The organism is Geodermatophilus sp. SYSU D00742 (genome assembly GCF_054049935.1).
The window spans coordinates 25,771-37,670 of sequence record NZ_JBJGYJ010000032.1 but is presented as its reverse complement, the minus strand read 5'-3'; the positions used below and the strand labels follow the sequence as shown (position 1 = coordinate 37,670).

Below are 11,900 nucleotides of genomic sequence, written 5' to 3'. Positions count from 1 at the left end.
GGGTGACCACCCTCGGCTCGCTGAGCGCGGTCACCGTGGTCCTCCTCGTCCTCGCCGCCTTCGCTGCCGGCTGGATCGACGCGGTGGTCGGCGGCGGAGGGCTCATCCAGCTGCCCGCACTGCTCCTGGTACCCGGCATGGAGACGGTCCAGGCACTGGCCACCAACAAGATCTCCAGCGCCATGGGGACGGCGACGAGCGCTGCCACCTACTACCGGCGGGTGCGCCCGGGCCTGGCCACGGCGTTGCCCATGGCCGTGGTCGCGGCGGTCGGCTCCGCCGGGGGCGCGCTGTCGGCCGCGGCGGTGCCCGACGGCGTGCTCGAGCCCATCGTGCTCGTGGCCCTGGTGGTGGTGGCCGTCTACACGCTGGTGCGGCCGCAGCTCGGTGACGACACCGAGCTGCGGTTCAGCGGCCATCGGCACACGGTGGCCGCGGGCGTGGTGGGGGCGGTCATCGGCTTCTACGACGGCATCGCCGGCCCGGGCACCGGCGCCTTCCTGGTCTTCGCCCTGGTGGGGCTGCTCGGCTTCGCGTTCCTCGTGGCGAGCGCGACGGCCAAGATCGTCAACCTGGCGACCAACGTCGGTGCGCTGGTCGTGTTCGCGGTCGACGGGTCGGTGCTGTGGGCGCTGGGCCTGGTCATGGGCGTGGCCAACCTCGTCGGCGGCTACCTCGGGGCCCGGACGGCCGTCGGTGCGGGCAGCCGTTTCGTCCGGGTCGTCTTCCTCGCCGTCGTCGGCGTCCTCATCGCCCGCCTGGGGTGGCAGCTGCTGCGGACCTGACCCGCCCCTGGGGGCCGGAGTGACCACTCCGGCCCCCGGGGGTCACGGCGCGAGGCTCGGGTCGCAGTCGCGGAGCAGCTGGGTGAGGCGCTCCTGCTCGGCCGTCTCGCCGATCGCCTCGGCGGCGCGGGACAGCACCGTCACGCAGCGCAGGAAGCCCTGGTTGGGCTCGTGGGACCACGGGACGGGCCCGTAGCCCTTCCAGCCGTTGCGGCGCAGCGCGTCCAGGCCGCGGTGGTAGCCGGTCCGGGCGTAGGCGTAGGCCTCGATGGTGTCGCGCAGCGCCCGCTCGGGCCGGTTCAGCGCCTCCTCGGCCAGGGCCGCCCAGGCGGCGCTCACCGTCGGGTGGTGCGCGGCGACCTCGGCCGGCGTGCTGCCGGCGGCCAGCTCGGCGTCGGCCTCGGGGTTGCCCGGCAGCAGGGTGGCCGGCGGCTCCCCCAGGAGGTTCTGGTGCGAGTGCGTCACTCGTCCTCCTCGCCGGCGCTCGTCGGCCCGGTGACGCGCGCCGCGGTGCTCATCGGTGGCCTCCTGAGCGCGGTCACTCAGGCGCCCTGCGACTGGCCGGCCGACAGCAGGTCCTCGCAGGCCTGCACGACGCGGGCGGCCATGCCGACCTCGGCGGCCTTGAGGTAGCTGCGCGGGTCGTAGGCCTTCTTGTTGCCGACCTCGCCGTCGACCTTCAGGACGCCGTCGTAGTTGCTGAACATGTGGCCGGCGATGGGCCGGGTGAAGGCGTACTGGGTGTCGGTGTCGACGTTCATCTTCACCACGCCGTAGGAGAGCGCCTCGCGGATCTCCTCCTGCGCCGACCCGGAGCCGCCGTGGAAGACGAGGTTGAACGGCTTGCTGCCCTCGGCCAGGCCGAACTCCCTGGAGACGACGTCCTGGCCCTGCTTGAGGATCTCCGGGCGGAGCTTGACGTTGCCCGGCTTGTAGACGCCGTGCACGTTGCCGAAGGTGGCGGCGAGCAGGTACACGCCCTTCTCGCCGAGGCCGAGCGCCTTGGCGGTGGCGACGAAGTCGCCCTCGGCGGTGTAGAGCTTCTCGTTGATGTCGTGGGCGACGCCGTCCTCCTCGCCGCCGACGACGCCGATCTCGACCTCGAGCACCAGTTTCGCGGCGGCCGACTTCTCGATCAGCTCCTCGGCGATGTGCAGGTTCTCGTCGAGGTCGATCGCCGAGCCGTCCCACATGTGCGACTGGAACAGCGGGGCCTGGCCGGCGTCGACGCGCGCCTTCGACAGGGCGATCAGCGGCCGTACGTACCCGTCGAGCTTGTCCTTGGGGCAGTGGTCGGTGTGCAGCGCGACGTTGACCGGGTACTTCTCGGCGACGACGTGCGCGAACTCGGCGAGCGCCACGGCGCCGGTGACCATGTCCTTGACCCGGGTGCCCGAGCCGAACTCCGCGCCGCCGGTGGAGAACTGGATGATGCCGTCGCTGCCGGCGTCGGCGAAGCCGCGCAGGGCCGCGTTGACCGTCTCGGACGACGTGCAGTTGATCGCCGGGTAGGCGAAGCCGCCCTCCTTGGCCCGGTTGATCATGTCGGCGTAGACCTCAGGGGTCGCGATGGGCATGCGAGGCTCTCCTTGCGTCGGGATCGGCGCTTGCTGGCGGCCAGTATCCCGCCGGGCCCGTGGCCCGCGACACCCGCTACACCCCGCCGGGCTCCACGCGCAGTCCCAGCGCGGTCACCAGCGCGACCGCCTGCACGACGTCGACCCGGGCGCCGGCGAGCCCCACCTCCCGCGGGTCGAGCGCGGCGAGGTCGCTGCCGCGGAGGTCGGCGCCGGCGAGGTCGGCCCCGTGCCACTCGGCGCCGGAGAGGTCGAGGTCCCGCAGGGTCGCCCCCGCCGCCCGCACGCCGGTCAGGTCGGCCTCGCGCATCCGGACCCCGGTCACCGTGGCCCTCGCCAGGTCCGCACCCGCCAGCCCGACGAAGGACCAGTCGCCGCCGGTGACGGTGAGCAGGTCGAAGGTGCAGCGCTCGAACCGGGAACCCACCAGCTTGCAGTCGGTGAGCGTCGCCTGCGAGAACGAGCAGCCGGTGAAGGTGCAGTTCAGGAACGCGGCGTCGGTGGCACGCGACAGGGTGAACCGGCAGTCGCGGAAGACGCAGTCGGTGAAGACCGCGCCGTCGCCGGTCGTCTCGGACAGGTCCACCCCGCTGAAGGACACCCCGGTGTGCTCCTGGCCGGAGAGGTCATCGCCGTACCAGTCCGCGCCGCGGACCTCACCGCCGGCGGTCACCCCCGCTCCGAGCGGCTGGCCACGCGGGCGGCCACCAGCACCGGGTCGTAGGTCGGCGAGAACGGCGGGGCGTAGGACAGGTCCGAGCCGGCGAACTCCTCGGCGGTCAGGCCCGCCCAGATGGCGGTGGCCATGACGTCGATCCGCTTGCCGCTGCCCGGGCCGCCCACGATCTGCGCGCCCAGCAGCTCCCCGGAGCCCCGGTCGCTGACCAGCTTCACGGCCATCGGCTCGGCGCCGGGGAAGTAGCCGGCCCTCGTCGTCCCCTCGATCGTCTCGGTGCGGAACTCGTAGCCGGCCGCCTCGGCCTGGCTGGTGCACAGCCCGGTGCGGCCGATCTCCAGGTCCCCGACGCTGGTCAGGGCGGTGCCCAGGACGCCGGCGAAGCGGGCCGGGCGCCCGCCCACGACCGAGCCCACGACGCGGCCCTGCTTGTTGGCGTGCGTGCCCAGCGCGACGTGCGCCGGCTCCCCGGTGAGCCGGTGGAAGGTCTGCACGCAGTCGCCGGCGGCGAACACCTCCGGGTGCGAGCGCGAGCGCATGGTCCGGTCCACCTCGATCGCCCCGGTCTCCCCGAGCCGCAGGCCGGCCGCGCGGGCCAGTGTCACCTCCGGGCCCATGCCCAGGCCGAGGACGACGAGGTCGCAGGGGTAGCTGCCGGCGTCGGTGCGCACCGCGCGCACCATGCCGTCGGCGTCGGTCTCGATCTCGCGCACCGGCTGGTTGGGCTGGACGTCGATGCCCATGTCGCCGATCGCCTTGCAGACCCGCTCCCCCATGTCGGCGTCCAGCAGCCCCATCGGCAGCGGGTCGGCGAGGACGACGGTCACCGCCAGGCCGCGGGCGTGCAGCACGTCGGCCATCTCCAGGCCGATGTAGCCGCCACCGAGGACGACCGCGCGGCGGGCGCCGGCGGCGACGGCGGCCCGGATGTCGGCACCGTCGGCCAGCCGGTGCACCCCGTGCACGCCGTCGGCGTCCAGCCCGGGCACCGGCGGGCGCAGCGGGCGGCCGCCGGTGGCGACCAGCAGGTGGTCGTAGCCCAGGGTCCCGCCGTCGGCGGTGCGCACGGTGCCGGCGTCCAGGTCGATCTCCTCGGCCCGCGTGCCGGTGCGCACGTCGATGTCCAGCGCCGCGAACTCGTGCGGGGTGCGGGCGATCAGCCGATCCCGGTCGGGGACCACGTCACCGACCCAGTAGGGGATGCCGCACGCGGAGAAGGAGACGTCGGGCCCCTGCTCCAGGACGGTGACGGCCAGGTCCTCGGCCGGACGGAGCCGCCGGGCCTGTGCCGCCGCGGACATGCCGGCGGCGTCCCCGCCGATGACCAGGAGCCGGTCTGCACCCATGGGGTCAGCGTGTCAGGCGGCGCAGCACCTTGCCGGGGTTGAGCAGCCCGTCGGGGTCGAGCGCGCCCTTGATCGACCGGTGCACCTCCAGCGACACCGGCCCGACCTCCCGCTCCAGCCAGTCGACCTTGATGGCGCCGACGCCGTGCTCGCCGGTGATCGTGCCGCCGAGGGACAGGCCGAGCTCGAGGATGTCGTCGAAGGCGGCGAAGGCGCGGTCCCGCTGGTCGGCGTCGGTGGGGTCGAAGCAGATGGTCGGGTGCATGTTGCCGTCGCCGGCGTGCCCGACGACCCCGATCGTCAGCCCGCGCCCGGTGGCGATGGTGTCGCAGCCGTCGAGGAACTGCGCGATCCGGGAGCGGGGGACGGCGACGTCGTCGATGAGCGTGCTGCCCAGCCGCTCCAGCGCCGGCAGCGCCATCCGCCTGGCGGCCAGGAGCAGGTCGCCCTCGGCCGGGTCGTCGGTGGTGTGCACGAGGTCGGCGCCGGCCTCCCGGCACAGCTGCGCCAGCGCCTCGATCTCGCGGACCGCGGCCTCTCCGCCGGCGTCGGACTGGGCCACCAGCAGGGCGTGCGCGCCGCGGTCGAGGTCGGCGCGCATCAGGTCGTCGACGGCGCAGATGCAGGTGTTGTCCATGACCTCCAGGAGGCTGGGCACCAGGCCGTGGGTGACGACGCTCTCGACGACCTGCCCGGTCTGCGCGGTGGTGGCGAAGGTGGCGACGAGGGTGACCGGCCGCTGCGGCGCGGGGCGCAGCGCCAGCGTGGCCTCGGTGATGACGCCGAGGGTGCCCTCCGACCCCACGAACAGCCGGGCGAGGTCGTAGCCCGCGACGCCCTTCACGGTGCGCCGCCCGGTGCGCAGCACCCGTCCGTCGGCGAGCACGACCTCCAGGCCGAGCACGTAGTCGGTGGTGACGCCGTACTTGACGCAGCACAGGCCGCCGGAGTTGGTGGAGAGGTTGCCGCCGATCGTGCACCAGTCGTAGCTGGAGGGGTCCGGGGGGTAGAACAGCCCGGCCCCGGCGACCGCGTCGCGCAGCGCCTTGTTCACCACCCCCGGCTGGACGACGGCCAGCCGGTCGGCCGGGGACACCTCGACGACGGCGTCCATCCGCGTCATGACCAGCGTGATCGCGCCGTCGACGGCGTTGCTCGCCCCGGCCAGCCCGGACCCGGCGCCGCGGGGCACCACCGGGACCCCGTACCGCGAGGCGACCTGCATGACGGTGACCACGTCGGCCGTGCTGCGGGGGAGGACGACGGCGGCCGGCGTCCCGGCCTCGGCGAGCATCGCCTGGTCACGGGAGTAGGCGACGGTGACGTCGGGGTCGGTCAGCACGCTGTCGGCACCCAGGGCATCGGCCAGCTCGGCCACCCACGCCGTCGTCACCGTGGTCATCGTCACACCGTACGACGCGCTCCCCGTGCAGATCCGCGGATGTGCCCGGCCGGCCCCCGCGCGGTCCCGCCGGGGCCCCGGCCCGGGACCCGCCGCGGACCCGCGAGCGGTGCGGGCCGGCGGTCCCTCCTCAGTCGAGGCCGAGGTCGGCGAGGGTGAAGGCGGCGCGGTACTCCAGCCCGGCCTCCTCGACCGCCGAGCGCCCGCCCCGGTCGACGACGACCGCCACGGCCACCGGCTCGGCGCCGGCCTCGCGGAGCGCCTCGACGGCGGTCAGCGGGCTGGAGCCGGTGGTGGAGACGTCCTCGACCACGAGCACGGTGCGCCCGGCCACGTCGGGGCCCTCGATCCGTCGCTGCAGCCCGTGCGCCTTGCCGGCCTTGCGGACGACGCAGGCGTCGAGGAAGCCCTCCCCCGCCGCGGCCGCGTGCAGCATGGCCGTGGCCACCGGGTCGGCGCCCAGGGTGAGCCCGCCGACGACGTCGTAGCGCAGGTCGCCGGTCAGCTGCCGCATCACCCGCCCGACGAGGGGCGCGCCCTCGTGGTGGAGGGTGAGCCGGCGCATGTCGATGTACCAGTCGGCCTCCTGCCCGGAGGAGAGCGTGACCCTCCCCGGCACGACGGCGAGCTCGATGACCAGCTCCAGCAGGCGGTCGCGGTCGGGCAGCGTGGCAGGGGCTGTCATGGCCCCGACCCTAGGAGGACCGCCCCCTCCTCAGCGTCGGCGGGCCCGGGGCCGGCCTGGACGGGGGGCGTTCAGGCCGGTGGGGTGAGCACCTGGTCGATGACGTAGACCGTCGCGTTCGCCGTCGGCACGTTGCCGCACACCACCGTGGCGTCGGTGGCGCCGACGAGGGTCTGGTCGGCGCTGATCGTGAACGTGTCGCCGGAGCCCTCGACGGTGACCGGGTCGCCGCTGAGCGTGGCGTGCGTGCCGGCCAGCTCGCCAGGGGCCAGCCGGCCGGGGACCACGTGGTGGGTGAGGAGGTCGGTCAGCCGCGGTGTGTCGGCCAGCAGCGGGTCCAGCGTCTCGGCCGGCACCGCCTCGAAGGCCTGGTTGAGCGGCGCGAGGACGGTGATGTCCTGGGTGGTGTTGAGGGGGTCGACCAGCGTCGCCGCGTGCACCGCGCGCATCAGGGTGGACAGCGCCGGGTTGTTGGCGACCGCGGTGGCCAGGGGGTCGTCGGCCATGCCGGCGGGGCTGCCCTCCCCCTCCGCCGGGAGCGCCGCGCAGCCGGTGCCGACGGGGCCCGTGGCCGCCGGGGCCTCCGACGTGGTGGCGGCCCCGGAGCCGGCTGCCGGGGCGGGGTCCTCCGGAGCGTCCGCGGAGCCGCAGGCGGCCAGCGGGAGGGCCAGCGCCGTCGCGGCGGCGAGCAGGGCGCTGCGGGCGGGGGTGCGCGTCACGGGATGGAGCTCCTTCGCAGTGGACCGCCGGCCATTCTCCCCGGACCGCCCGGAGGCCCGGAGCCGGCGTGGCCCGGGCCCGGCGCCCCGGCGCGGGACGCCGACCCGGGCCCGGCCGTCAGCGCAGGCCGGCGGCGCGGCGCGCGCCCATCGCGCGGTACCACTCGCTCGACGGCCGCCGCGCCAGCAGGACGACGCCGACGATGAGCAGCAGCATCTGGCAGACCGAGAGGGCCGAGAGGAAGCCGGTGCTCGGCTGGGCCAGCGCGGACAGGCCGCCGACGATCCCGAGCGCGCCCAGGACGAACAGGACGATCCGCGCCCAGTTGCGCCCGTTCCAGGCGAACCAGATGAACAGCGCCTCGAGCGCCACGATGAGCAGGCCGAGGACGGCGCTGACGGTCAGGACGGCCTGCACGGCGTCCTCGGAGACCGTCACGCCCTGCCGGGCCAGCTCGGCATCGAGCAGGCTGTCCATGCTCGAGAACGTGGCGATCGACCCGATGAGCCCGATCAGCAGGTTGGCGATGAAGGCCCCGACGCCGAAGCGCACCGTGTCCGGGCGCGGCGGGGCCTCCTGCGGCGCGTGTCCCGGAGCCGACGGCGCGGGACCGTAGCCGTACTGCCCCGGCGGCGGCTGCTGCCAGCCCTGCTGGGGCGGCTGCCAGCCGGGGGGCGGAGGAGGTGGGGCCTGCCAGCCCTGCTGCGGCGGCTGCCAACCCTGCGGGTCCTGGCCGCCCTGACCTGACGTCATCTGCGCTCCTGTGCTCGTCCCCGGTGTCGGCGCAGATGATCACCCACGGCGCGGCCCGGGAGCCACCCGCCGGGGCGTTTCGAGACCGGATCGGTAGGGACGCCGGAGGGCCCGCCGTCCCCGAGGGGGGACGGCGGGCCCTCGCAGGCGGCCGCGGACTCAGCCGCGGCGGACGATCAGGCCCTCGACGGCGAGGTCGTCCGGCGCGTCGACGACGACCTCGTCGCCGTCCCGGATGTCGCCGGCCAGCAGCGCCTTGGCGAGCTGGTCGCCGATCGCCGACTGCACCAGCCGGCGCAGCGGCCGGGCGCCGTAGACGGGGTCGAACCCGTTGAGCGCCAGCCAGTCCCGGGCGGCGTCGGTGACCTGCAGCGCGAGCCGCCGGGCCGCCAGCCGCCGGGCCAGGACACCGACCTGGATGTCGACGATCCCGGCCAGCTCCTCGCTGCCCAGGGCGTGGAACACCACGACGTCGTCCAGCCGGTTGAGGAACTCCGGCTTGAAGTGCTGCCGGACGACCTCCATGACGGCGTTGCGGCGCCGCTCCTCCTCGATCGACTGGTCGGCGATCAGGTGCGAGCCGAGGTTCGACGTCAGGATGAGGATCGTGTTCCGGAAGTCGACCGTCCGGCCCTGGCCGTCGGTGAGCCGGCCGTCGTCGAGCACCTGCAGCAGCACGTCGAAGACGTCCTGGTGCGCCTTCTCGACCTCGTCGAACAGCACGACGGTGTAGGGACGCCGGCGCACCGCCTCGGTGAGCTGGCCGCCGGACTCGTAGCCGACGTAGCCGGGCGGGGCCCCGACCAGCCGGGCCACCGAGTGCTTCTCGGAGTACTCGCTCATGTCGATGCGGACCATCGCCCGCTCGTCGTCGAACAGGAACTCCGCCAGCGCCTTGGCCAGCTCGGTCTTGCCGACGCCGGTCGGGCCGAGGAACAGGAACGAACCGGTGGGCCGGTTGGGGTCGGCGACGCCGGAACGTGCCCGCCGCACCGCGTCGGAGACCGCACGGACGGCGTCGGGCTGGCCGACGACCCGCCGGCCGAGCTCCTCCTCCATCCGCAGCAGCTTCTGCGTCTCGCCCTCGAGCAGCCGCCCGGCCGGGATGCCGGTCCAGGCCTGGACGACCTCGGCGATGTCGTCGGGCCCGACCTCCTCCTTGAGCATGGAGTCGGTGCCCGCGACCGACGCCTCGGCGTCGGCCAGCGCCTTCTCCAGCTGGGGCAGCCGGCCGTAGCGGAGCTCGGCGACGTGCGCGAGCTCGCCGTCCCGCTCCGCGCGCTCGGCCTCCAGCCGCAGCCGCTCCAGCTCCTCCTTGATCTGCTGGATGCGGACGATCGCACTCTTGTCCTGCTGCCACCGGGCGGTCAGCTCGTCGAGCTGCTGACGCTTGTCGGCCAGGTCGGCGCGCAGCGCCGCCAGCCGCTCCACGGACGACGGGTCGTCCTCCTTGGACAGCGCCATCTCCTCGATCTCCAGCCGGCGGACGGCGCGCTCGACCTCGTCGACCTCGACCGGCCGGCTGTCGATCTCCATCCGCAGCCGGCTGGCCGCCTCGTCGACCAGGTCGATGGCCTTGTCCGGCAGGAACCGCGCGGTGACGTACCGGTCGGACAGGGTCGCGGCGGCGACGATCGCGGAGTCGGTGATCCGGACGCCGTGGTGCACCTCGTAGCGCTCCTTGAGACCGCGGAGGATGCCGATCGTGTCCTCGACGCTCGGCTCGCCGACGAAGACCTGCTGGAAGCGGCGCTCGAGGGCCGGGTCCTTCTCGATGTGCTCGCGGTACTCGTCGAGCGTGGTCGCGCCGACCATGCGCAGCTCGCCGCGGGCGAGCATCGGCTTGATCATGTTGCCGGCGTCCATCGCGGAGTCGCCGGTCGCGCCGGCGCCGACGATGGTGTGCAGCTCGTCGATGAAGGTGATGACCTCACCCTCGGACTCGGCGATCTCCTGCAGCACCGCCTTGAGGCGCTCCTCGAACTCACCCCGGTACTTCGCGCCGGCCACCATCGAGGCGAGGTCCAGCGCCATGAGGCGCTTGCCCTTGAGGCTCTCCGGCACGTCGCCGGCGACGATCCGCTGGGCCAGGCCCTCGACGATCGCGGTCTTGCCGACGCCGGGCTCGCCGATGAGCACGGGGTTGTTCTTGGTGCGCCGGGACAGCACCTGCACGACCCGCCGGATCTCGGTGTCGCGGCCCACGACCGGGTCGATCTTGCCCTCGCGGGCGCGCTCGGTGAGGTCGACGGCGTACTTCGCGAGCGCCTGGAAGGTGCTCTCCGGGTCGGCGTTGGTGACCTTGCGGTTGCCCCGCACGGTGCGGAATGCGGCCAGCAGCGCGTCGCGGGTGGCACCGGAGCTGGTCAGCACCGCCGCGGCCTCGCCGTCGGAGCTGGCCAGGCCGACCAGCAGGTGCTCGGTGGAGACGTACTCGTCCCCGAGCGCGCCGGCCTGCTCCCCGGCGGCGTTGAGCACCCGCAGCAGCTCGCGCGAGGGCGAGGGGGCGGGCACGGTCGCGCCGCTGACGCTGGGCATCCGCCGCAGCGCCGCCTCGGCCTTGGCGCGCACGTCGGCGACGTCGGCACCCACGGCCTTGAGCAGGGGGCCGGCGATGCCGTCGGTCTGCTCGAGCAGGGCGACGAGCAGGTGCAGCGGCTCCAGGGCCGCCTGGCCACGGTCGACCGCCAGCCGCTGGGCGGCCGTGATCGCCTCCTGCGAACGGGTGGTGAGCTTGCTCTGCATGGTGGGTGTGGCGGTCCTCTCCGCGCGGGGCCGGCCGGGGGTTCCGGCCGTCGTTCTCGTGGTCCAACGTGGACGGGGTTGAGTCTGTTCCACTCAACCTCACTGCGTGTGCCGGGTGCAGGGTCGCCCGCCGTCACCCGCCCGGGTCGATCCGGGGGCGACGCCCGTGTCGGCGCTGGACAGCGGCCTAGACTCCCGGGGATGACGCGTCTGCCGGCTCCGAGCGCGGTCCTCGAGGACCAACTCTGTTTCGCGCTCTACGCCGCATCCCGCGCGATGACGGCGCGCTACCGCCCCCTGCTCGATGCGATCGGCCTGACCTACCCGCAGTACCTCGTGATGATGCTGCTGTGGGAGACCGACAACCAGACCGTCGGCCAGCTGGGCACCCGCCTGTCGCTGGACAGCGGCACGCTCTCCCCCCTGCTCAAGCGGCTCACCTCCGCGGGACTGGTCACCCGGCACCGCAGGGTGGAGGACGAGCGTTCGGTGTCGATCGCGCTGACCGACGCCGGTCGCGCGCTGCGCGACGAGGCCGAGGCGATCTCCGGCGAGATCATCTGCGCCCTCGACCTGGACCGCGAGGAGTTCGCCGACCTCAGGGCGAAGCTGCAGCTGGTCGCGGAGCGGGTCAGCGGGCGCTGACGCCGGCAGCACGGTTGCGTGCAACCGGCCCGGGTAGGCGTCCGGGGTCCACAGCCGACGGAGGAGGCAGCATGCCCACACGCACCGCGCGCACCGCCTGGAACGGGACCCTGATGGAGGGGTCCGGCCAGGTCGAGCTCTCGAGCTCCAAGATCGGCACCTACGAGGTCTCGTTCCCCAAGCGCACGGCCGAGGACGCCGGTGGCACCACCAGCCCGGAGGAGCTGATCGCCGCCGCGCACTCGGCGTGCTTCGCGATGGCCCTCTCCAGCGAGATCGGCAAGGCCGGGGGCACACCCCAGGCGCTCGAGGTGTCCGCCGACGTCACCCTGGGCCAGAAGGACGGCGCACCCACCATCACCACGATCACCCTCACCGTCCGCGGCGAGGTGGAGGGCCTCGACGCGGCGGGCTTCGAGAAGGCCGCCCAGGCAGCCAAGGTCGGGTGCCCGGTGAGCAAGGCCCTGGCCGGCGTCGACATCAGCCTGGACGCCGCGCTCGACTGAGCAGGCCCCTCGCGAGCCGAGGGAGGACCTGACGACGGCGGCCCGCCCCCTGGTCTGGGG

The 11,900-nt window shown here is 74.1% G+C and carries 12 protein-coding genes; 3 read left to right on the top strand and 9 right to left on the bottom strand.

Annotation, left to right across the window (positions count from 1 at the left end):
- Positions 1-2: 2 nt before the first annotated feature.
- Entirely contained in the window at positions 3-785 is a 783-nt protein-coding gene (locus ACI78V_RS18555) for a TSUP family transporter (RefSeq protein ID WP_456853398.1), read from the top strand.
- A gap of 42 nt (positions 786-827) precedes the next feature.
- Here the strand turns inward: ACI78V_RS18555 and ACI78V_RS18550 are convergent, their stop codons facing one another.
- The 9 genes from ACI78V_RS18550 to clpB all read right to left on the bottom strand — a co-directional run bounded on the left by ACI78V_RS18550 (position 828) and on the right by clpB (position 10,689).
- Positions 828-1,250 carry a DUF3151 domain-containing protein gene (locus ACI78V_RS18550; protein ID WP_456853396.1) on the bottom strand — a complete coding sequence of 141 codons (423 nt, stop codon included), beginning with the start codon at positions 1,248-1,250 and terminating at the stop codon, positions 828-830.
- Between the two features lie 77 nt (positions 1,251-1,327).
- A complete protein-coding gene (gene fbaA, locus ACI78V_RS18545) occupies positions 1,328-2,362 on the bottom strand; it encodes a class II fructose-bisphosphate aldolase (RefSeq protein ID WP_456853394.1) in 1,035 nt (344 codons plus the stop codon).
- A gap of 76 nt (positions 2,363-2,438) precedes the next feature.
- On the bottom strand, positions 2,439-3,035 hold the full coding sequence (locus tag ACI78V_RS18540) for a pentapeptide repeat-containing protein (RefSeq protein WP_456853393.1): 597 nt from the start codon (positions 3,033-3,035) through the stop codon (positions 2,439-2,441).
- Positions 3,032-4,384 (bottom strand): FAD-dependent oxidoreductase, encoded by a 1,353-nt coding sequence (locus tag ACI78V_RS18535; protein ID WP_456853391.1) that lies wholly within the window; start codon positions 4,382-4,384, stop codon positions 3,032-3,034. Before ACI78V_RS18535 ends, ACI78V_RS18540 begins: the two co-directional genes overlap by 4 nt.
- A 4-nt stretch (positions 4,385-4,388) precedes the next feature.
- Entirely contained in the window at positions 4,389-5,786 is a 1,398-nt protein-coding gene (locus ACI78V_RS18530) for an FAD-binding oxidoreductase (RefSeq protein ID WP_456853389.1), read from the bottom strand.
- Between the two features lie 130 nt (positions 5,787-5,916).
- Positions 5,917-6,471, bottom strand: a complete 555-nt coding sequence (pyrE, locus tag ACI78V_RS18525) for an orotate phosphoribosyltransferase (RefSeq protein ID WP_456853387.1) — start codon at positions 6,469-6,471, stop codon at positions 5,917-5,919.
- 71 nt (positions 6,472-6,542) lie between these two features.
- On the bottom strand, positions 6,543-7,190 hold the full coding sequence (locus ACI78V_RS18520) for a fasciclin domain-containing protein (RefSeq protein ID WP_456853385.1): 648 nt from the start codon (positions 7,188-7,190) through the stop codon (positions 6,543-6,545).
- Positions 7,191-7,308: 118 nt separating this feature from the next.
- Complete coding sequence (locus tag ACI78V_RS18515; protein ID WP_456853383.1) at positions 7,309-7,944, bottom strand: hypothetical protein; 636 nt, start codon at positions 7,942-7,944, stop codon at positions 7,309-7,311.
- Between the two features lie 159 nt (positions 7,945-8,103).
- The gene (gene clpB, locus ACI78V_RS18510) at positions 8,104-10,689 is read right to left on the bottom strand and encodes an ATP-dependent chaperone ClpB (protein ID WP_456853381.1); all 2,586 of its coding nucleotides are present in this window, start codon (positions 10,687-10,689) and stop codon (positions 8,104-8,106) included.
- Positions 10,690-10,890: 201 nt separating this feature from the next.
- On the opposite strand from clpB, the gene ACI78V_RS18505 reads away from it, so the two are divergent.
- Entirely contained in the window at positions 10,891-11,334 is a 444-nt protein-coding gene (locus ACI78V_RS18505) for a MarR family winged helix-turn-helix transcriptional regulator (RefSeq protein WP_456853379.1), read from the top strand.
- Between the two features lie 71 nt (positions 11,335-11,405).
- Positions 11,406-11,840 (top strand): OsmC family peroxiredoxin, encoded by a 435-nt coding sequence (locus tag ACI78V_RS18500; protein WP_456853378.1) that lies wholly within the window; start codon positions 11,406-11,408, stop codon positions 11,838-11,840.
- Positions 11,841-11,900: the final 60 nt, after the last annotated feature.